This is a genomic window from Ruicaihuangia caeni, assembly GCF_040536845.1.
GTDB classification, from domain to species: domain Bacteria; phylum Actinomycetota; class Actinomycetes; order Actinomycetales; family Microbacteriaceae; genus Ruicaihuangia; species Ruicaihuangia caeni.
In genome coordinates, this window is sequence record NZ_CP159582.1 from 588,113 (window position 1) to 609,752 (window position 21,640).

Annotated in this window: 16 protein-coding genes; 3 read left to right on the plus strand and 13 right to left on the minus strand. The window is 68.3% G+C overall.

Features of this window, described 5'->3' with window-relative positions:
• Positions 1–70 precede the first annotated feature (70 nt).
• Entirely contained in the window at positions 71–1,252 is a 1,182-nt protein-coding gene (locus ABV606_RS02720) for an acetyl-CoA C-acetyltransferase (protein WP_353988253.1), read from the plus strand.
• Positions 1,253–1,341: 89 nt separating this feature from the next.
• On the opposite strand, the gene ABV606_RS02725 is transcribed toward ABV606_RS02720, so the two are convergent.
• From ABV606_RS02725 to ABV606_RS02735, 3 genes are all read right to left on the minus strand, one after another.
• Positions 1,342–2,670: a M50 family metallopeptidase gene (locus tag ABV606_RS02725; RefSeq protein ID WP_353988254.1), complete on the minus strand. Its 1,329-nt coding sequence runs from the start codon at positions 2,668–2,670 to the stop codon at positions 1,342–1,344.
• Positions 2,671–2,795: 125 nt separating this feature from the next.
• Positions 2,796–3,875: a 1-deoxy-D-xylulose-5-phosphate reductoisomerase gene (dxr, locus tag ABV606_RS02730; RefSeq protein ID WP_353988255.1), complete on the minus strand. Its 1,080-nt coding sequence runs from the start codon at positions 3,873–3,875 to the stop codon at positions 2,796–2,798.
• Between the two features lie 10 nt (positions 3,876–3,885).
• Positions 3,886–4,854, minus strand: a complete 969-nt coding sequence (locus tag ABV606_RS02735) for an FKBP-type peptidyl-prolyl cis-trans isomerase (RefSeq protein ID WP_281487296.1) — start codon at positions 4,852–4,854, stop codon at positions 3,886–3,888.
• A 90-nt stretch (positions 4,855–4,944) separates the two neighbouring features.
• Here ABV606_RS02735 and gabT point away from each other — a divergent pair, with 90 nt between their 5' ends.
• Positions 4,945–6,342, plus strand: a complete 1,398-nt coding sequence (gene gabT, locus ABV606_RS02740; RefSeq protein ID WP_353988256.1) for a 4-aminobutyrate--2-oxoglutarate transaminase — start codon at positions 4,945–4,947, stop codon at positions 6,340–6,342.
• A gap of 202 nt (positions 6,343–6,544) precedes the next feature.
• On the opposite strand, the gene ABV606_RS02745 is transcribed toward gabT, so the two are convergent.
• Genes ABV606_RS02745 through ABV606_RS02765 form a run of 5 tightly spaced genes read right to left on the minus strand, consistent with a single transcriptional unit; the run spans position 6,545 to position 11,214 of the window.
• Complete coding sequence (locus ABV606_RS02745) at positions 6,545–7,030, minus strand: OsmC family protein (RefSeq protein ID WP_353988257.1); 486 nt, start codon at positions 7,028–7,030, stop codon at positions 6,545–6,547.
• 46 nt (positions 7,031–7,076) lie between these two features.
• Positions 7,077–7,871 carry an ABC transporter permease gene (locus tag ABV606_RS02750; RefSeq protein ID WP_281487292.1) on the minus strand — a complete coding sequence of 265 codons (795 nt, stop codon included), beginning with the start codon at positions 7,869–7,871 and terminating at the stop codon, positions 7,077–7,079.
• Positions 7,868–8,794, minus strand: coding sequence for an ABC transporter permease (locus tag ABV606_RS02755; RefSeq protein ID WP_281487291.1), 927 nt, complete (start codon positions 8,792–8,794; stop codon positions 7,868–7,870). Before ABV606_RS02755 ends, ABV606_RS02750 begins: the two co-directional genes overlap by 4 nt.
• Before the next feature lie 2 nt (positions 8,795–8,796).
• Entirely contained in the window at positions 8,797–9,996 is a 1,200-nt protein-coding gene (locus ABV606_RS02760) for an ABC transporter ATP-binding protein (protein ID WP_281487290.1), read from the minus strand.
• Positions 9,997–9,999: 3 nt separating this feature from the next.
• Positions 10,000–11,214 (minus strand): ABC transporter substrate-binding protein, encoded by a 1,215-nt coding sequence (locus ABV606_RS02765; protein ID WP_281487289.1) that lies wholly within the window; start codon positions 11,212–11,214, stop codon positions 10,000–10,002.
• A gap of 288 nt (positions 11,215–11,502) precedes the next feature.
• Between ABV606_RS02765 and ald the strand changes: the two genes are divergently transcribed.
• On the plus strand, positions 11,503–12,621 hold the full coding sequence (ald, locus tag ABV606_RS02770) for an alanine dehydrogenase (RefSeq protein WP_353988258.1): 1,119 nt from the start codon (positions 11,503–11,505) through the stop codon (positions 12,619–12,621).
• A 2-nt stretch (positions 12,622–12,623) separates the two neighbouring features.
• On the opposite strand, the gene ABV606_RS02775 is transcribed toward ald, so the two are convergent.
• The 5 genes from ABV606_RS02775 to ABV606_RS02795 form a co-directional block, all read right to left on the minus strand.
• Positions 12,624–15,746 carry an FtsK/SpoIIIE domain-containing protein gene (locus ABV606_RS02775; protein WP_353988259.1) on the minus strand — a complete coding sequence of 1,041 codons (3,123 nt, stop codon included), beginning with the start codon at positions 15,744–15,746 and terminating at the stop codon, positions 12,624–12,626.
• Between the two features lie 191 nt (positions 15,747–15,937).
• Complete coding sequence (locus ABV606_RS02780) at positions 15,938–16,762, minus strand: zinc-ribbon domain-containing protein (protein WP_353988260.1); 825 nt, start codon at positions 16,760–16,762, stop codon at positions 15,938–15,940.
• Complete coding sequence (locus tag ABV606_RS02785) at positions 16,759–19,182, minus strand: transglutaminase-like domain-containing protein (RefSeq protein WP_353988261.1); 2,424 nt, start codon at positions 19,180–19,182, stop codon at positions 16,759–16,761. The genes ABV606_RS02780 and ABV606_RS02785 overlap by 4 nt, the downstream gene beginning before the upstream one ends.
• 65 nt (positions 19,183–19,247) lie before the next feature.
• Complete coding sequence (locus ABV606_RS02790) at positions 19,248–20,672, minus strand: DUF58 domain-containing protein (RefSeq protein WP_353988262.1); 1,425 nt, start codon at positions 20,670–20,672, stop codon at positions 19,248–19,250.
• Positions 20,669–21,640 (minus strand): AAA family ATPase, encoded by a 972-nt coding sequence (locus ABV606_RS02795; RefSeq protein WP_281487283.1) that lies wholly within the window; start codon positions 21,638–21,640, stop codon positions 20,669–20,671. Before ABV606_RS02795 ends, ABV606_RS02790 begins: the two co-directional genes overlap by 4 nt.

Sequence of the window (21,640 nt, forward strand, 5' to 3'; positions counted from 1 at the left end):
CTTGCTACTGTCGATTGCAGCAGTGGAGCGCCAGGGGCGTGCTCGAACGACCGGGGCGAAGGAGCCGTACATGCCGAATGAAGTCGTGATCCTGTCGGGAGCGCGCACGCCGCAGGGGCGCGTGAAGGGCCAACTCGCATCGCAGAGCTCCGTCGACCTCGGAACGGTTGCCATCAAGGCAGCGCTCGAGCGCTCCGGTGTGCCGGCAGAGCAGATCGGGCACGTCATCATGGGCCAGGTGCTTCCCGCTGGTGCAGGACAGAACCCGGCGCGGCAGGCCGCCATCCGTGCGGGCATCGGGTGGAACGTGCCGACCACGCTCATCAACCGGGTGTGCCTCTCAGGCGTGAGCGCGGTGATCGATGCGGCGCGCATGATCAGGGAAGGCGACGCCGAGGTCGTGGTCGCCGGTGGCATGGAGTCGATGACCCAGGCGCCCCACCTTCTGCTCGGTACGCGCATGGGCTGGGGCTACGGCGCCGTGGCCGCAGTGGACCACATGGAGCACGACGGCCTGCTGGACGCCTTCGATCACGAGTCGATGGGGCTTTCGACGGAACGTCCGCTGAGCCGTCTTGGCATCTCTCGGGAGGATCAGGATGCCGTTGCCGCCGCCTCGCACCAGCGCGCCGCCGCGGCCCAGGCATCCGGACTCTTCGATGCCGAGATCGCGCCGGTCGAGATCACGGGACGCAAGGGCGAGGTCACGACGATCACGACCGATGAGGGCGTGCGCCCCGACAGCACCGTGGAGGCCCTCGCGAAGCTGCGGCCGGCCTTCGACCCGGAGGGCACCATCACGGCGGGCAACTCGTCGCCCATCAGCGATGGTGCGGCAGCGCTCGTCGTCGCCGATCGGGAGTGGGCGGAGAGGAACGGGTACGAGTGGCTCGCGATCGTGGGCAAGCACGGCCGAGTGGCCGGGCCTGACAACTCACTGCACTCGCAGCCGTCTCGCGCGATCGAGCAGGCCCTGCTGCGTCAGGGATGGCAGATCGGCGACCTCGACTTCATCGAGATCAACGAGGCGTTCGCAGCGGTCGCCGTCCAATCGATGCGCGACCTCGGCATCTCGAGCGACATCGTGAACATCCACGGCGGTGCCATTGCGATCGGCCACCCGGTCGGCGCGTCGGGCGCCCGACTCACCGTGCACGCCGCGCACGAACTCGCGCGCCGCGGTGGCGGCAAGGCTGCGGTGTCGTTGTGCGGGGGCGGCGGCCAGGGCGACGCGCTCATCCTCTACCGCTGATTCGCGGCACAGCTGAACCCGCAACGCTGAGTTTGCAGCGCTGAGTTCCCGCTGCCGCTGAACCGCGCTCCGCGGTTCGTGCGACGGGGCTAGAGGATGCTGACGGGCTTCACGATGTCGGCGTAGATGAGCAGTGCGCTCATCACCCCGAGCACAGCGACGACGCCCAGAGTGATCGGCACGAGCCGCGCTGTGTCGACGGGGCCCGGGTCGGGCCTGCCGAAGACCCGAGCGAACCAGCGTCGCAGGCCCTCCCAGAGGGCACCGGCGACGTGCCCGCCGTCGAGCGGCATCAACGGGATGAGGTTGAAGACGAAGAGCGCCACGTTGAGCGCTGCGACCAGGCCCACGAGTCCCGCCGCACGGTCGACGATCGGCGCAGTATCGACGCTCGCGATCTCGCCCGCGATACGGCCCACCCCTACGACGCTGATCGGTCCGTTCGGATCGCGGGCCTCGGTGCCGAAGGCGGCCTGCGCGACCTCCACCATGCGCTGCGGCAGGTGCAGGACGATGTTCACCACTGCGGAAAGGTTGTCACCGACGGCTGGGAGCACAGCGGTCGCGGGCTGCTGCACTCGCTCGTACGCAGGACCGACCCCGACGAAGCCCACCTCTTCGGTGACGGGCCGGCCGGCGGCATCCATCTCAATCTGGCCGTCCTTTGTGTAGACGTACCGCTCGGTGAGCAAGGGCGTCACCGAAAGGGTCTGCTCCCGGCCATCGCGCACGATGTCGAACGGCACCGTCTCCCCAGCGTGCTGCCGGATGGTGGCCGAGAGTTCGCTCCAGTCGTCGATGGGCTCGCCCGCGATCGAGACCACGCGGTCACCGGGCCGGAGCCCCGCCTCTGCGCCCGGGGCGAGCCGGTCGTCGGCGCTGCAGGAGGTCGCCGTGCTGCCCGCTGGGATGACGCACTCCGAGACGCTGCCGAGCGTGGTGCTCGGCGTCTGCAGTCCGAACCCCATCAGGAGCACCGCGTAGAGCACCACCGCGATCAGCAGGTTCATGGCCGGCCCGCCGAGCATGATGATGATGCGCTTCCAGATCGGCAGCCGATAGAACAGGCGCTGCTCGTCGGTATCGACTGCACTCTCTGCAGACGCGGTGCGGGCATCCTGCACCAGGGCGTTGAAGAAGCCGGTGCTCGAGGTGCGCGCCGACTTGCGTCCCTTCTCGGGCGGGTACATGCCCGCCATCGAGATGTAGCCGCCCAGCGGGATCGCCTTGACCCCGTATTCGGTCTCGCCCCGTCGGCGCGACCACAGCGTCGGACCGAACCCGATCATGTACTGGCCGACCTTGACGCCGAACTTCTTCGCAGGAACGAGGTGCCCGATCTCGTGCAGCCCGATGGAGAGCGCCAGGCCGATCACGATGATCAGCACGCCCACGATGTACAGCAGCACGCTCTCCACCCGCTCAGGCTAGCGATCGCTGGCCATGAAGCAGCTTTGAGCCGACGCGGTTCGCGTTGCTCGCCCGGGAACCGCGTACGAGCTGCAGCAGGCCGGCGCACCGATCGGTGGGAGAGGGTCCGGGCTCAACCCCGAGCGATGATCGCGTCGGCTTCGGCACGGGCCCAGCGCTCCGCGGAGAGCACCCCTTCGAGGCTCGGGTCGCCGCTCTCGTGCCGCTCGACCACGGCGCGCACCGTGTCGATGATGTCGAGGTAGCCGATCGCGCCCGCGTGGAACGCGTGCACGGCCTGCTCGTTGGCGGCGTTGAACACGGCCGGGAAGGTTCCACCCGCCCGGCCCGCTTCCTTCGCCATCGTCACCGCAGGGAACGCCTCGTCGTCGAGCGGCTCGAAGGTCCACTGGCTCGCAGTGGTCCAATCGAGCGGGGCACCGACGCCGGGAACCCGATTGGGCCAATCGAGGCCGAGCGAGATCGGCAGCCGCATGTCGGGCGGCGAGCACTGCGCGATGGTGGATCCGTCGACGAACTCGACCATCGAGTGCACGATCGATTGCGGATGCACTGTGACGTCGATGCGGTCGAAGTCGATGTCGAACAGCAGGTGCGCCTCGATCACCTCGAGACCCTTGTTCACAAGGGTCGACGAGTTCGTGGTGACGACCACGCCCATGTCCCACGTCGGGTGGGCGAGCGCCTCCGCCGGTGTGACCGCCGCGAGCGATTCCCTTGAGCGGCCACGGAACGGTCCACCGGATGCTGTGAGCACAAGCCTGCGCACCTCGTCCGGTGCACCGGCGTGCAACGCCTGGGCGATCGCCGAGTGCTCGGAGTCGACCGGCACGATCTGGCCCGGTGCAGCGGCGGCCTTCACCAGGTCGCCGCCGACGATGAGGCTCTCCTTGTTCGCGAGGGCGAGCGTGGCGCCCGACTCCAGTGCGGCGAGCGTCGGTTCCAAGCCGACTGAACCCGTGATGCCGTTGAGCACCACGTCGGCGTCGACCCCGCGAACGAGCTGTGCAGCATCCGCCGCTCCGAGCGCCGTCTCGGCCACCCCGAATCGACGCGCCTGCTCGGCCAGCAGCTCGCCGTTCCGGCCCGCCGCCAGGCCGACGACCTGGAAGCGATCTCGGTTCGCCTCGATCACGTCGAGCGCCTGGGTGCCGATCGAGCCCGTCGACCCCAGGATGATCACGCGGCGCATGGCGCTTACGCTACTGCGCGTCTTCGATCTGGATGAGGAAGACGAGTGTCTGGCCGCTCAGCGCATGGCCCGCACCCTCGGGCCCGTAGGCATCTTTCGGCGGGATCGTCACGATCACCGTCGAGCCGACCTTCTGACCGATCATCGCCGCCGCGAAGCCGGGGATCACGCCGTCGGTCGAGAAGGTCGCTGGCTCGCCCCGGGTGTAGCTCTGATCGAAGATCTCGCCGGTGTTCCAGGATGTGCCCTGGTAGTGCACCGTCACGGTCGCGCCATCCTCCACGACATCGCCATTGCCCTCTTCGAGCACGGCGAGCTGAAGCTCAGGCGACGGCTCGGTCTGCGGCAGGGTGACGACCGGCGCCTCGCTCTCGAGGTCGACTGTGGGCACGTTCTCGGTCCAGGTCGCGGGCTCGAGCGGCTTGACACGAGAGACGATGTCGGCGACGAAGACGAGCGAATCCGTGCCCTTGACTTCGAGGTCGGCGAGGCCCTGAGCGCCCCACAGGTCGGCGGGCGGCAGCACTCCGACCACCCGGCTGCCCTCGGGCGCGCACTGCAAGGTTTTCACCAGGCCGGGCAGAATCTGCTGCTCATCGACCGCCATCGGCACCTCGGCGCCTTCGGTGAAGCCCGTGCCGGGAATCTCTTCGCCGGTGGTGGCGTTCCAGAGCCCAAAGTAGACGTTGACGTCGTCGCCCGAGGCGATGAGATCGCCATCGCCCTCGATCGCGACAGCGCGCTGCGTCTTCTCCACCGACAGCGGAGCCTCGAACTCGATGACCGGAGTCGTGCCGAACTCGCCCGTGACGCTCACCGCGTCGACGCCGCTGCCGCCGCTCGCGAGGCAGTCGGTCGAGCCTGCCGGCGAGGGAGCGGCGCTCTCATCGGGATTCGAGTCGGTGTCGGGGTTCGCCGCACAGCCTGCGAGGGCGGCGGTGAGGGCGACCGTGACGGTCAGGGCAGCGAATGCGCGCACGCGGAAAACCTTCGTGAGAGAGACAGGACGAATGCTCCATCTTCGCGCATCGTGGCTTCGGCTGTGCTGACAACCGGCTCAACGCGTGCCATGACAACGTCCCCTGTCACGGTGGTGGCAGCGGGCAGCCCTAGGCTGGGCGGCATGGAGTTCACGGTCGAACAGGAACGCAAGCTCGTCACCGACCTGCCGGGTCCGAAGTCGAAGGCGCTGCAGCAGCGGCGCGAGGCCAGCGTCTCGCGCGGTGCGGGCACGCTGGCGAACATCTACATGGAGCAGGGATCGGGCGCCATCCTGCGCGATGTCGACGGCAACCAGCTCATCGACCTCGGGTGCGGCATCGGCGTCACGACGATCGGGCATGCGAATCCGGAGGTCGCCGCCGCAGTGGCCGAGCAGGCCGCGAAGCTCACCCACACGCTGTTCACGGTCACGCCGTACGAGAACTATGTGAAGGTCGCCGAGAAGCTCGCACAACTCACCCCCGGCGACTTCGAGAAGCATTCGATTCTCGTCAACTCGGGCGCAGAAGCGGTTGAGAACGCCGTGAAGATCGCGCGCAAGTACACGGGGCGACGCGTGATCGTCGCGCTCGACCACGCCTTCCACGGCCGCACGAACCTCACCATGGCGATGACGTATCGCCCCTGGCCCGAACGCGCCGGCATGGGCCCGTTCCCGGGCGACATCTTCAGCGTGCCAATCAGCTATCCGTTCCGAGACGGCCTCTCTGGTGCGGAAGCGGCCGAACGGACCATCGACTACATCGAGACGCATATCGGCGCGAGCGAGGTCGCTGCGTTCTTCGCCGAACCGATCCAGGGCGATGGCGGCATCGTCATCCCGGCAGAGGGCTACTTCCAGCGCATCGCCAACTACTGCCGTCGGAACGGCATCCTGTTCGTGGCCGACGAGATCCAGGCGGGCATCGCCCGCACGGGCAAGTGGTTCTCCATCGAGCACCACGATGTGGTGCCCGACCTTGTCACCATCGCCAAGGGGCTCGGCGGCGGCATGCCGATCGCAGCGGTCACGGGCCGCGCCGAGGTCATGGACGCCGTGCAGCCGGGAGGCATCGGCGGCACCTTCGGCGGCAACCCGGTCTCTGCGGCGGCGGCGCTGAAAGTACTCGAGATCATCGAACGCGATGACCTGCTGGGCGAAGCGCAGCGTGTCGAGCGCACGCTGCGAGAGCGGATCGGCGGCTGGCCCCAGCGCTACAGCTTCGTGGGCGAGGTGCGCGGCCGAGGTGCGATGTTCGGCGTCGAACTGGTGCTGCCGGGAACCAAGAAGCCGAACCCCGAGGCGCTCAAGCACGTGATCTCGTACGCCACATCGCGGGGTGTCATCCCGCTCGACTCGGGCAGCTGGGACAGCGTCCTGCGTTTCCTGCCATCGGTCGTGATCAGCGATGCCCTCATCGATGACGCCATGAGCGTGATCGAAGAGGCGCTCGACGACTTCGAGGTGTCGGTCAACCAGTGCTGAGCGGATGCCGCTGAGCGGATGCCGCTGAGCTGATGCCGCTGAGCTGATGCCGCTGAGCTGATGCCGCTGAGCTGATGCCGCTGAGCTGATGCCGCTGAGCTGATGCCGCGGGGCTGACAGCGCTGGGCTCACCGCGCTGAAGTCGCCGCCGCGGCATCCGGCCACGGCATCCAGCCAGCGCATCCCGCCAGCGCGTCCGTGGTCAGCCGGAGGTCACTCTGGTGGTCGGCTCGTGGCGCACGGGGAAGTTCACAGAACGTGCGATGAAGCAGAGGCGCTCCGCCTCATCGTGCAGCCGGTCCGCGAGCCCCGGATCGCCGGTCAGCGCTTCGCTCGGCAAGACTGTGACCTCGGGCCTCAGCGTGACCGAGGTGAACTGCCCGGCCGCTCCTTCCATTTCGATGACGCCGGTCGCGGCGTCGCGATAGCCGGTCACCACGATGCCGTGCTGCACCGCAGCGTAGAAGTAGCTCATCATGTGGCACTGCGAGAGCGCAGCGATGAGCAGCTCTTCCGGGTTCCACCGGGCCGCGTCGCCGCGGAACACCGGCGCCGCCGACCCGGCCAGTTCGGGCTTGCCCGGGGCGCGCACGATGTGCTCGCGCTCGAATGCCCGCGCACTGCTCGTGCCGCTCCCCCGGTTGCCGGTCCACTCGACCTCGACCGCGAATCGGTGCTCCTGCTCCATGTCGCCAGCGTAGGCCGCCGGTCGCGGCCTCCCAGGGATGTCGACCTCAGCGCAGCGCGAGCCGCTTGCGTCTGGCCGCGTTCGTCACCTGCACGACGATCACGATGACGATCGCGAGGAAGAACACGGCCGAAGCGATGACGTTGGCCTCGGCCGGGATGCCGCGCGCCGCCGCAGTGTAGATGTACTTCGGGAACGTCATCGTGGAACCGGCGTTGAAGTTCGTGATGATGAAGTCGTCGAAGCTGAGCGCGAACGAGAGCATCGCCGCGGCGATGATGCCGGGCAGGAGCAACGGGAAGGTGATGCGCCAGAACACCTGCCGTGGCGAGCCATAGAGATCACGGCCTGCCTCCTCGAGCGCCGGATCGAGCGACGCGACCCGAGCGCGTACGGTCACCACGACGAAGCTGATGCAGAACATCGTGTGCGCGATGATGATCGTGACGAGGCCCTTCTGCACACCCGCCGCGAGGAACTGGGCGGCGAGCCCCGCACCGAGCACCACCTCAGGGGTCGCCATGGGCAGGAAGAGCAGCAGCGTGGTCGCTGCGCGGAACCGGAACCGGTACCGCACGAGAGCGATCGCGATCATCGTGCCGAGCACGGTCGCGAGCAGCGTCGCGACGAGCGCCACGATGATGCTGTTGCCGAAGGCGATGCAGACGTCCTGCGCGCGGCAGACCTGTAGCCAGTTGTCGAAGGTGAAGCCGCGCCAGATGATGTTCGTGCGCCTGGCGTCGTTGAAGCTGAACACGATCGTGTAGACGATCGGGATCATGATGAACGTCAACGCGATCACGCTGTAGACGGCGAGCGCGTACCTACCGAAGCCCCTCATACGAGATCCTCCGTTCCGCTCTTCCGCACGTATGCCCCCACCAGGATCAGGATCGTCGCCATGAGGATGATCGACAGTGCCGCGGCAGCCGGGTAGTTCTGGAGGATCAGGAAGTTCGTCTCGACGACGTTGCCGATCATGGCCGTCTCCGTGCTTCCGAGGAAGTCGCGGCTGGCGTTGATGTAGTCGCCGGATGCCGGGATGAATGTCAGCAGCGTGCCGGACACCACACCAGGCATCGACAGCGGCAGCGTGACCGTGCGGAACGTCGTCCACGGCGAGGCGTACAGATCGCCGCCCGCCTCCACGTACCGCAGGTCGAGCCGCTCGAGCGAGGTGTAGATCGGCAGCGTCATGAACGGGATGAACATGTACGTGAGACCGAAGACCACCGCCGCGGGCGTGCCTGTGATGTGATCACCCGGGCCCATCAGTGAGAGCGCATTCAGCGCCCCGACGACCGGGCCCTCATCGGCGAAGATCTGCTTCCACGCCAGCGTGCGCAGCAGGAAGCTGATGAAGAACGGTGCGATCACGAGCACCAGGGCGAGCGCCTGCACCAACGGGAACCTTCTGAGGTTGACGCCGATGAAGTACGCGAGCGGATACCCGATGATGAGCGCGAGCACTGTCGCGATCGCCGCGTAGCCGAAGGACCGCAGGATGTGGGGCAGGTAGGTCTCGACGACCTTGACGTAGTTCTCCCAGCGGAACGCGTAGTCGAACTGGCCGATGTCTCCGAACTCGCGCGGCGCCATGAAGCTCGTGAGCAGCAACGAGATGAGCGGCACGAGGAAGAACAGCGCGAGATAGGCGATGCCCGGCAGCAGCAGGAACAGCGCGACGCGGCTCTTGCGCCGCGGGCCTTCCTGAACGGTTGCGACCCCGGGCGCCGCACCGCTGGAGAACGCTCCGAACGCCATGCTCAGGCTCCCTCGAGCTCCGTCTGGAGCTGGCGGCGTCGCTGCGCCGCGATCGACTGAGTGTCATCGTCGGCGGCGAACTTCGGAAGCTGCTCCGGCTCGTCCTCGAGCCCGAAGCCGTGCTCGACGTGCCAGCTCAGCCACACCTGCTCGCCCTCGTGCACGACAGGTCCGAAGCTGCGGTTCTGGGCGAAGACCGTGACCACGCCGAGCCCGGGCAGACTCACCTGGTACGAGGTGCTGACTCCGCTGAACGACACGTCGGTGACCCGTCCGGGACCGACGATGTTGATTCCGGATGCCGGCACCGGCTCGTTCGCGTGGAGCTCGATCTTCTCCGGGCGCACGCCGACCGCGACCTCGCCGCTGTGGCGCTGCGAGCGTGCGCGAGGAACCTCGACCCGGTAGCCGTGGACATCGACCACGATCGACTCGTCGCTCGACGAGACCACCTTGCCGCCGAACAGGTTCGACTGTCCCAGGAAGTTCGCGACGAACGCCGTGCGCGGGCGCTCGTAGAGCTCTTCCGGGGCGCCCATCTGCTCGATACGCCCCTTGTTCATGACCGCGACGGTGTCAGCCATGGTCATGGCCTCTTCCTGGTCGTGCGTGACGTGCAGGAAGGTGAGGCCCACCTGCGCCTGGATCTCCTTCAGCTCGAGCTGCATCTGCCGACGCAGCTTGAGGTCGAGCGCGCCGAGCGGCTCATCGAGCAGCAGGAGCGCCGGACGGTTGACGATCGCTCGCGCGAGGGCGACGCGCTGCTGCTGCCCGCCCGACAGCTGGGCGGGACGGCGCTGAGCGACGTTCTCCAGTTCCACGAGACGCAGCGCCTCGCGCGCCTTTCCCAGCGGATCCTCGATGCGCCGACGGCGCAGCCCGAAGGCGATGTTCTCGATCACCGTCATGTGCGGGAACAGCGCGTAGCTCTGGAACACCGTGTTCACGGGACGCTGGAACGGCTTGGCGTCGGTGACGTCCTTGCCGCCGATGAGAACCCGACCCGTGGTCGGCTCCTCGAGGCCCGCCACGATACGCAGCGTCGTCGTCTTGCCACAGCCGGACGGCCCGAGCAGCGCGAAGAACGATCCGGCCGGGATCGTCAGATCGAGCTCCTCGATCGCAGTAAAGCCAGGGAACCGCTTGGAGACCCCGCGCAGCTCGAGGTCGGCACCTGAGGTGCCGAATTCGTTCTTACTCATGTATCAGGCTCCGAGCAGGATGCTTTGGAACTCGGCGCCGAATTCCTGCTCCTCGCCGCTGTCGAGGGTGCGGAAGGTGTGCGCCTTCGCGAGCGTCTCGTCGCTGGGGAAGATCAATTGGTTCTCGGCGAGAGCAGGGTCGATCGCAACGGCCGCCTCGCGGGCGCCAACCACCGGGCTGATGTAGTTCACCCAGGCGGCGACTTCTGCCGCGATCTCGGGCTCGTAGTAGAAGTTGATGAGCTTCTCCGCGTTCGTCTTGCGGGGAGAGCCGATCGGTACGAGGAAGAGGTCGTTCCACAGCGTGCAGCCGGCATCCGGAATCGCGAACTCCCACTTCTCCTCGCCCGCCTCCGCGTTGAGAATCGTGATGTCGCCCGACCAGCAGATCGCGGCAAGCGTGTCTTCGTTCGCGAGATCCTCGCTGTACGAGTTGCCCTTCACATTGCGAATCTGCCCCGAGCTCACCTGCTCACGCAGTACGTCGAGGGCCTTGCCGAATTCTTCGGCACCCCAGTCTCCGCTGATGTCGACGCCCTGCTCCAGCATCAGCAGGCCCATGGTGTCGCGCATCTCGCTGAGCACGCCGACGCGACCCTTGAGCTCAGGGTTCCAGAGATCACTGACGCTGCGGAGGCCGTTCGGAACCTTCTCCTTGTTCCAGCAGATGCCGGCGAAACCGCCCTGCCAGGGCATGGTGCGCTTGCGACCCGGGTCGTAGTCGGGATCCGCGAGGGCCGGGTTCAGGTTCTTCATGTTGGGGATGTTGTCGTGGTTGAGTTCCTGGGTGTAGCCGAGACGGATCCACCGCGACACCATCCACTCCGTCAGCACGACCGTGTCGGCCTTGATGTCCTGCCCGAGCGCCAGCTGGTCCTTGACCTTGCCGTAGTAGATGTTGTTGTCGTCGACGTCGACGCTGTAGTTGACCTTGATGCCGGTCTCATCCTCGAACTGCTGCAGCGTGGGGTGATTGCCGCTCTCGTCTTCATCGAGGTACAGCGGCCAGTTCACCCAGTTCACGGTCTTGTCGGATGCCGACTTGTCTTCGGCGGGCTTCAGTTCCGTTCCCGTGCCTCCGGCGCACGCTGTGAGCGACAAGGCCGCGGCGCCGCCGCCGACACCGGTGAGCAGTGCACGCCGCGACAGTTGCGCACGGCGCGCCTCGATCACGAGCCGGCGGATGAGCGGGTCTTCGGGAAGATTGCGGGCGGCCATCGGGGAACTCCTTCGATCCAAGGGCGTCCTGCGCCCCATCGTTGAGAGCGCTGGAACGATCGTTGCATATCAGCGGCACTGCAGTGATAACGAAACGAGCAAATCGCCGGTTTCTCGCTCAGATTCTTCGGATTCAGTCTCCGTTGCACCATCACTACGACGAAATCCATCGTGAAACGCGCTTGCAAAGCGCTACGCTGGGCTCGTCGGAGGCGCTCGATCGGCCGGGCGCATCGCCGACGTGTTCGCACGCCCGACGTCGCGGGCGCCCGATTGACAGGAGTAGCGATGAGGGTCGCGGTTCCAAGCGAGATCAAGAACAACGAGTACCGGGTGGCGATCACCCCATCGGGAGTGCACGACCTTGTCGCCTCAGGCCATGAGGTGTTCGTGCAGCAGGGTGCCGGCGAAGGAGCGTCGATCAGTGACGCCGACTACGCCGCGGCCGGAGCGACGCTGCTTCCGGATGCCGCGAGTACATGGCAGCGCGGCGAACTCGTGTTGAAGGTCAAGGAGCCGGTGGAGAGCGAGTACCGGTACTTCCGCGACGATCTCGTGCTCTTCGCCTACCTTCACCTCGCGGCGGAGCCCGCGCTGACGCGGGCGCTGCTCGAGTCGAAGATGACAGCAATCGCCTACGAGACGGTGCAACTGCCGAACAGGGTGCTGCCGCTGCTTGCGCCGATGAGCGAGGTCGCGGGGCGACTCGCTCCCCTCGTGGGCGCGCAGGCGATGTTTCGGCCGGCCGGCGGTCCCGGCAAGCTGCTCGGCGGGGTGCCTGGCACCTACCCGGCGAAGGTCGTCGTGCTGGGCGGCGGTGTGGCCGGCACGAACGCGGTGGCGGTCAGCGTTGGCCTCGGCGCCGACGTGACCGTGCTCGACACGAATCTGCAGCGCCTGCGCGAGATCGACGCCCACTACGCCGGACGCGTGCGCACCGTTGCGTCGAACTCGTTCGAGATCGATCGAGCCGTGACCGATGCGGATCTCGTCATCGGCTCCGTGCTGATCCCTGGCGCCCGAGCGCCGAAGCTGGTGACCGATGAGATGGTCTCCCGCATGCGGCCCGGCAGCGTGCTGGTCGACATCGCGATCGACCAGGGCGGATGCTTCGAGGGCAGTCGCCCGACGACGCACGCAGACCCGACCTTCCGGGTGCACGAGTCGATCTTCTACTGCGTCTCGAACATGCCTGGATCGGTTGCTCACACGTCGACCTATGCCCTGACCAACGCGACCATGCCATATGTGCGAGCGCTGGCGAACCTCGGCTGGAGGGACGCGCTGCGGGCGGACGCGGCGCTCGCGGCGGGCCTCAACACGCACGATGGCGGCATCGTGAGCGCGCCGGTCGCCAGCGCGGCCGGGCTCGAGCACTTGCCGCTGGACGAGGCGCTGGCCGCCTGAGGTCACGCGAGGCTGATGCGCTGCGGGCGCTGGCCCCGGCGCAGCAGCCAAGCGGCATCCGCGCGAGTGATCGGCGGGAGCGCGCGGCGCTCGCCCGTCAGCTGGCGCACCTGCGAAGCCGTGATCTCGTGCGCAATCACGTCGTAGTCGCGCTGCAGGTTCTGCAGCACTCCCCAGGCGGCGAGCCATTCGTCGGCGTGCGCCACGAGTGCGCGCCGCACCCCTCCCTCTGAGACGGCGAGCTCGGCCTGCGAAGGGAGCGCGACGATGAACTGCCGATCACTGAGATCGCGGCCCTCGTCGGCTGCTCGTCGCAGCAGTTCAAGCGCCCGCTCGGGCGCGCCTGTCACGACGGCGTAGTCACGGTCCTCGCGTAGCTGGAACAACGGAGCGTCGAACCCGGCGGCGGAGTCTGACGAGCGCGGCCGCGCAGCGTCGTTGCTCACCGACTCTGGGCTCACCGACGCTGGGTTCACCGACTCTAGGTTGACCGACTCTGGGTTCACCGACTCTGCCGAGTCCGCTCGTGAGTCGCCGCGGCCACCGCCCGAGAACGCGTGGCCCCCGTCGGGAATGGCCAGCTGGATGCGTGCGCCCCGCCACTCTCCCGCTCCGGGGCTGAGTACAGACGAGTACAACTGCGGGTCGCCGCCCAGCATCAGGTGGTCGTGCCGGTCGGTCAGCCTCAGCAGGAGGCGCGAGTCGAAGTGGTGCAGCAATTGCTGCACCACCGGTGCTGCCCGGCGAGCCGTCATGACGACCACGGCACGATCGGCCCGCAAGATGCGGTTCAGGCGGGCCGTCAGCTCCGCCCGCTGTTCCTCGTCGAGCAGCCCGTGCACTGCGTCGATATCGTCAAGGAGCAACATCCGCGACATCTCTCGGGGCCCCGGACTCGTGGCATCCGCAGCTTCCACGGCGTCCCAGACCGCTTCGACGCCGCACGCCGGCATCGGCTGATGCGGCAGAGCCGATTGCAGCGATCGAAGCAGCGTCGACTTGCCGGAACCGCGGGCGCCGACGATCAGCAGAGGCCCATCCCTGTGCGGCGCATACACCGCCAACTCCCGACGCTGCTCGCGCGGGAGGTCGACCGCGCCGATCGCGAACGGGCTCGCGAAGGAACCCGTGCACGGCGCTGCTGTCGGGCTCGTGTCGGTCTTGCGCGAGACGCACCCTGCCACACGGGCGAGCTCGTTGTGCGTGATGAACGACGGCAGCGGGTCGAGCCAGGGCCGTCGGAGCGGTGCGCTGGGGGCCGGCGACCCTGCCACGATTCTGTCGACGTCGGAAGCAGTCGCCATGGCGAGCTGGACCGGCGACTCCCGCCCGGCGATCCAGGCGCGGCCAGGCGTGTCATCGGGGTCGTGCGCCGTTCCGTCGCCGATCACAGCGACACTGTCGGCACGATTGTTGACGCGCAAGCACACCCTGATCCCTGTATTCGAGAGCACATCGTCATCGACCACCCCTGTCGGTCGTTGTGTGCACAGCACCAGGTGCACTCCGAGTGACCGACCGCGGGAGGCGATGTCAGCAAGCAGCCGCCCGATGGGGGGATGCGCTCGCATGAGCGCCGCTGCTTCATCGATCATGACCACGAGCCTGGGAAGCCCGTGCCCGTCATCGTCGATGCTGCGGCACCGACGCTCCGAGAGGCGCTCTTCGCGGAACCGGAGTTCTGCCTCCAAACTGTCGAGCGCGCGCGCCGCGCCTGCGCGGTCGAGATCGGTCACGATCCCGACGCAGTGCGGCAGCGCGGCCAACCCGGCGAAGGTGGCGCCGCCTTTGAAGTCGACGAGCAGCACGACCACGTCATCAGGGGAACGGCCTCGCACCAAAGAGAGCACCCAGGTGATGAGCAACTCGCTCTTCCCCGTGCCGGTCATGCCCGCGACGAGCGCGCGCGGTCCGCGCACGAGGTCAAGCTCGACGGGACGACCGTGGCGGTCCGCGCCGATGACGGCGCTGAGCGATCCCGGTGCAGGATCCACCGATCCATGAGGCAGCGACGAGAAGGTGAGCCGCCCGGGCAGCTCGGGGTCAGTGGCCGTCGTCGAGCCTGCGTCTGCCGCGTCAGCCGATGGGGACTTCATCCGCTGCAGTTCGCGAGCGATCGCGCGCGCGTGGGCCTCATCGACATGACGAACCGCGAGCGCACGGCGCTCACCGGCGCGCATGCCGAGTGCTCCGCGAACCGCGGTCGCGCGCACCAGCACCCCGTCGCCCGCCTCACCCGGGAGTTCGATCGCCGCTGCGGCACTCGGCAGACCCGCACGCAGCCGATAGGCAGGGTCCCGCGCGAACCAGCCCAGTTCGTTGCCGTCCGCTCGTCGGATCACGTGCACCGCATCCGGGTCGCCGTCAGGATCAGTGTGTGGAAGGCTCGGAGCGTTCGGCGAGCGCTGGCACTCCTGAGCGAGGAGCGGCCCTGCCCACGCGCGATGCGTCTCGCCCGCCTCGATGATGGCGTCAGCATCGGAACGCGCGAGCAATTGCAGCGCGAGTGAACGGATCACCGCCTTCGCCGCGATAGCCGGCCCGCGAACGATCACGCCGTTCGACGCATCGGCGAGCGCAGGAGCATCGGCCAGCAGTGCGGCACGCTCGGCGAGCGATTGCACAGCGGTGTCGAAGTCGTCGTGCGAGCCCGACGCTTCTGTCGACCCAGCAGCGTCGCTCGGAGTGTCGAGGCGGAGCCTGCTCGTCAGCGCTGCCGAGCCGAGCACGATGGGCTCATCGGCACGAGATGGGAGGCCCGCAAGAGCCCCAGGTGATGTCAGCACCGCCTCCACCGCTCCGAATCCTGGCGAGGCCGCCCAAGCTTGGCGGCGTTCTCTCACATGCGCTTGATCGATCTGCTGCCCGGCGCGCTCCAGGGCCTCTGCATGCTGGCGCCTGCTGCGCCTGAGCGCCTTGCGTCGCTGACGTCGCGCGTCGACCATGGCGCCGAGGGCGATGACGGGGCCCAGGACCGCGAAGACGAGCGCATAGGGCGAGCGGGTGACCGCCCACAGCACCGCCGCTCCGAGCACCGGCGCGATCAGCGCCATGAGCGGGAACGTCGGCGGTGGGGGCGGTGCGGGTCGCGCTGGCAGCGTGATGCGCGGTGGAGAATCCTGCATCGGGCGAGTCCAACAGGCGGGATGCCGCGAAGTAGCCGTCAACTGCCGGCCACTCGATTCGATGCGACCAGCCGGCGGATGTGGAGGGCACCGCTTGCCATCGGCGCGGGCGCTCTCACCGCCGGTGGACCTTGCGCCAGACGTCGAACGCGCGAGGTCGCGAGCGAGGCTTCCAGCCGGAGAAGGGGCGTCTAGCTGATCACGAAGAACTGGTCGCCGATGTCCACTCGGGTTCCGCGGGGCACCGCGTACCGTTTTCCGCCCTCGCATCGGCGAGGCTCGGCATCCGGCACGCGCACCACGGAGCCGTTGCCGGAGAACCGGTCGAGCACCCAGAACCCGCCATCCTCCTGCCCGAACTCGAGGTGGGTCTTCGATACTGAACGGGCGGGATCGCGGATGACCACCAGATGCTCAACGTGCTCTGCCGGCTCAGGCTGCGGGTTGCGGCCGATGAGACCCCGTCCTGTGACAGTGAACTGCTCTCCAGTGCTGAACTGCAGCACGAAGCTCGCCAGGCGCGAGGCCTTTCGCACGACACGGGTCGCGTCGTGCTCGACTGGATCGCCCGGCGGTGCGAATCCGTGCGGGCCGGCTGCAACAGGGCGCTCCAACGCGTCGCCCGCGACGGGCATCGTGTCGCTCGATACACCAGCGCTCGGAAGGGTCGGACCGGGCTCAACGATCGCCGGCAGTGAGTCAGCCGTCGCGGCCGCACGGTCGCCGTCAGCGGCTCGAGCGGAGAGGTCTCCCTGCCCCGGTTGCCGCGCTCGACCGGCCGCCCCGGCATCCATCGACCACGCTTCCGTGACCGAGGAGGCGACGTGCCCGCACTGAGCGCAGAAGATGTCGTTGGGCCCCATCGCCTGGCCACAGGCGTCGCAGTGAAGCGCTGCGGCGGCCGCGGCCCGATTGCGAGCCGGAGCGGTGACGGTTGCGCCGCACTCACCGCAGAACATGGCCGTCGACGGCAACTCGGCGCCGCACCGCTCGCACACCATGCCCGCGGTCGTCATGACACTGCCTCCCCCGCTTCTTCGCGCCGCCCGCCAGTTCCACGCGCAGGCGTGCGGCGCACGCGTTTGCCACTATAACGATCGACGCTGGAACGGCCCGGCGTCGGGGCGCCGGGTGTGGAGCGCTCGTCGGCTTCACGCGCGCGCTTGGATGAGCCCGGGCGAGCGCGGCGGAGGCTCGCCGGCGAGGCCAGCGCTCGCAACCGCTCTCTCCGATTCCGCGCCTCATTCAGTTCTGCACGCAGCACATCGACCGCGTGCCAAACGCTCGCCGCATGATCCTCCGCAGGCGCTTCTGGCGCGAACTCGGCGCGGTCGACCGCATACGCGAGCGCAGCCGCGGTAGCAGACCCGGCGGCCACCGCGACTTCGCTGCGGGTGGCGCTTGCGGGCAAGGAGAACCCGTGGTCGACGAGCGCGTCTTCGAACTCGCGCCATGCTCCGTCGATCTGAGCGGCGGCGGTTGGCGCGCGGCGCCGGGCGCGCCTGCGCCGTGCCTTCATGAGCGCGACAGCGGCGAGGGGCGCGAGCACGACCAGCGCGAGCACGAGCACGGCGCCAACCGATCGCAGTACTCCGAGCAGCACGCCGAGCCAGGCATCGGCAGAGGGCTGATCGAACTGCTCGGCGGATGGCGTCTGCACCTCTGGCACGGGCGGGTCCTGCTCATCCGGGGGCGGCACGACGCTGCGCGGGTGCGATGTCTCGGGCTGCGGCTGGGGCTCGCGCTCGGGCACTGGACGAGGGTCGGGATTCGGGTCGATGGCCACCCAACCGAATTCGGCGGTGTCCACCTCGATCCACGCGGTCGCGTCTTCGCCCGTCACAGTGATCACGCCGTCGCCTGGCGCGCTGATCGGTGCGAAGCCCACCACCACTCGGGCGGGGAACCCGATCTGGCGCGCCATGAGCGCCGCCGCGACCGCGTATTGCTCAGCGTCGCCGACCATGGGTCGCGCGGTGAAGAGCTCCCCGATGCGGTCGGCCGAATGACCTGAGCGGCTCGGCGCTTCCCCTTCCAGACCATGGCTGACGTACCCCTGCCGACGCAGCTCGGCCATCGCCGCGAAGAGTCTGGCGCCAGGCCGCTCGATCGCGCCGACCGCCTCATCGAGCCAGGCCGTCAGCGCCGCAGGGGGCGTCGCGGAGTCGGGGAGGAACGCCGTGCCCGGCGTCAATGCAGCCAGTTCGGACCCGCGAGGCTGCGCCTGGAGCACGCCCTCCACGCGGTAGGCCGTACCGGGCTGCAACGTGCCGGTGACCGCCGCCGCGCGAGCCCCCTCGCCGTAGTAGAAGCGGTCGGCGAGAGTACGCGGCTCGATCGCCTCGAACGACTCCAGCACCCCGACTGTCGGCAGCCAAGGTCCCGTGTACTCCCCGATCTCCACCTCCACCCGGAAGCGACTGCCCGCGCTCTCGCGCTCGACCCGGTAGGGAAACCGTTCGAATGCGTTTCCCGGATTCCTTGCCGTATCGGCGAGGCCGTACACGACGCCGTCCCAGCGATCGAGCGCGGTCAACCGCACTCGCGCGTCTTCTGGAAGCCCCCGCACCGTGAACAGCACCTCTCGACTGCGCTCAGGTTGAAGGTTCGTGCGATATCCGACGAGGGGGCTGACGAATCGGCTGTGGTCGAAGGGCTGCTCGACGATGGTGCGTGCCACGGTGCGATCGGATGCCGGGGGCGCGAGCACGACCAGGCCGAGCGCGGCGAGCGAAGCCACGGCGAACACCGCGCCTGCGCCGAGCAATGAGCCCCCGCCGGTTCCCGCGAGCGCCGCGGCGCTCCTCTCCGGTGCCGCCTTGGCCTCTACCCCGTCGCCCGGCGCCGCCTCCGCAGACGCTCCTCCTGCGGCCAGCACCGCGAGCGCGGCGCGACGCCGTTCCCGTCGGCACCACATGAACCAGAGCAGGCAGACGGCGAGCAATCCGAGCACGACGATTGCCGGCATCCACGCCGACTCGGGGCCGAAGGCGATGCCGAGACCCGCGAGCGCGATCGAGGGAAGCATCGCGAGCTCAGGCCTCCGGCTGCGGAGCGCGATGGTGGCTGCCAGCAGTGCGGCGCAGAGCGTCGACACCATGGCGGGCACGAGCAGCGCCTGGTACTCGCCGACAGGCAGCGAGATCGTCAGCAGGCGTTTCCAGCCGAGCGGAACTGCGGCGAGCAGTTCCACGATGCCTCGCGCGGAAGGGAGCAGTCCTGCTGTCGCGCGGTCAGGTACGGCGAGCGGCACGCCGATGATGAGGAAGACGAGGGATGCCGTGATCGTCAGCGCGGCCGTGCCGAGCTTCCAGCGGTACCCCGCGTACGCGACGGCGAGCGCCGCCGGGATCGTCGCCGCCGCCATGACGACGAACGCCGGGGCCCGGTAGATCGGCCACCAACTGCACAGTGCTATCCCGGTCGCGGCCGTCACTGCGACGAGTGCGACCAGGGCGTTCCGTTTCTGGCCGGCGGATCGCGGGGGTCGGGTGCTCGACCTCATGGCAGGCGTGCGGTTCGGGCCGAGGCCAGTGACCTCGACAGGGCCGACTTCAGGTCATCGAGGTGCCCGATGGTGAGAACTGTCATTCCGTTTGCGCTCCGGATGCCCGGCACGGCCTCCGGCTCGCACACGACGACGATGACCTGCACGCCGAGGGGAAAGCGCGCCGCAGCACCGCGGAGCGCTCGAAGCGTGGGTGTGGAGCCCACAACGAGGAACACCACCGAGGTATCGGTGGCGCGATCACCGATGGCTCTGGCCAGGTCGGCGATGGGGAGCGCCGTCAGGGCAGCCCCCACGGCGGCGAACTCGTCGAGCAGGCGCACGGGTGTGGTGCTCGGCAACGTGCGCACCTCGGCCACCCGGCGCTTGGCGTACTCCGGCGTGAGAGCGCTCACCATCACTGAGAGGTCACGGCCGTCGCGCACCGCTCTCACTCCGAGGCTCGCTGCTGTGCTGACGCCGAGTTCGAACTCCGCTTCGTCGGCGAAGTCGGCCTGTGCGAGGCTGAGCGCCACGATGATCCGGCTGCGCCGGGTCTGCTCGAATTCGCGGACCATGAAGGTTCCGGTGCGCGCGCTCGCCTTCCAGTGGATGTTGCGGCGCTCGTCGCCGGCCACGTACTCGCGCAGAGCGTGGAACGAGATGTCGCTCGAAGAGAGATCCCGCGTCGGGTTCCCCTCGAGGTCGCGGATGAGGCCTGAGCTGGTCGCCGGCACCGCGATGGTTCGGGGGTGCACACGGAGAAGCTGCGGTGCTCCCCACTCCAGCTCGCGGCGCACCAGTCCAAAAGGGTCAGCACGAATCGTTCGCGCCGGACCGATTTCGTATGCACCGCGATCGCGGATCCCGATCGTGAACTCCTGGTGCTGCCGGACCCCCGGCCCGACGGGCGGGATGATCACCTCGCTGAGGCCCTCTCCCACTGGGATCTCGACGATGACCGAGCCGTGCCGGCGAGCGGTGCTGGTAGCGGTGATCGTGCCCTTGGCGACCTCGCCGGCCACGATGCGGTCACGCGCAAGCCGCAGTTCCAGACGCAGCGGCGCGCGGCCGATGAGGTAGGCGGTGGCCGTAGCAAGGAGCACCAGGCCGGCCGCGCCGAGCAGTACGAGTTCGACGATGCCCAGGAGATACCCTCCGGCGAGCGCGAACGGTGTGATGGCCGCGAATGACCAGCCGAGCGGTGTCACACCCGCTCGCAATCGGTGGATGACCGCGTCAGCTGCTGCTCGCAATGATCGAAGGAATCGCGCGCTGGCCACGACCGCATCTGCGATCGGCCCTGTGCGGGAGCCGACGATCCGCTCCCGCCGATTGCCGATCGCCGCGGTGGCGGTCGCGTAGTCCCCCGGATCAACCTCGGCAGCGGCAGCGGAGGTGCCCCATCCGCTGCGGGTGGCCGAGCGGTGCGGCGTCACCCCGATTGCCGTTCACTCGGGGGCGGTGTCTCGAGCACGACCTGCGCGATGACGCTCGAGGCACTCACCCCGTCGAACTCCGCCTCGGCGTCGAGCACGAGTCGGTGCGCGAGAACCGGATCGGCGAGCTGCTTGATGTCGTCAGGCACCACGTAATGGCGGCCGTTCGCGGCCGCGAGCGCGCGTGCGCATCGCACCAGGGCGAGCCCACCCCGCACACTGACCCCGAGGCGCACTTCCTCGGCGCCGCGAGTGGCATCGATCAGGCGAGAGACGTAGTCATTGATCGAGACATCGACATGCACCCCTCTTGCGAGCCCCGCCATCTCAGCGACGACCTCGGCGGTGACGATCTCCGGCACCTCAGTGTCGTGCGCCCGGATGGCGGCATCGCCCAGGATGCGCATCGTCGAGGCGTGGTCGGGGTAGCCGATGGTGGTCTTCATGATGAACCGGTCGAGCTGCGCTTCGGGGAGGCGGTAGGTACCCGCCTGCTCGATGGGGTTCTGGGTGGCGATGACCATGAAGGGCCGAGGCACGGGGTGCGACTCGCCGTCCACGGTGACCCGTGACTCCTCCATCACTTCAAGCAGCGCGGCCTGTGTCTTGGGGCTCGCGCGGTTGATCTCGTCCGCGAGCACGATGTTGGCGAAGACCGGCCCGCGATGGAACTCGAACTCGCGGGCGCGCTGGTCGTAGATACTCACACCGGTGATGTCGCCGGGAAGGAGATCGGGGGTGAATTGGATCCGCGAGTTGGTCCCGCGCACCGACTGAGCCATTGCTCGAGCGAGCGAGGTCTTCCCCGTGCCGGGGTAATCCTCGATGAGCAGGTGTCCCTCGCTGATGAGCGCGACGAAGGCCAGGCGGATCACATGCGACTTGCCGAGCAGCACCCGTTCGACGTTCGTCACGAGCCTGCCGAAGGTGTCGGCGAACCATGCGGCCTGCTCAGCTGTCGTCGTCAC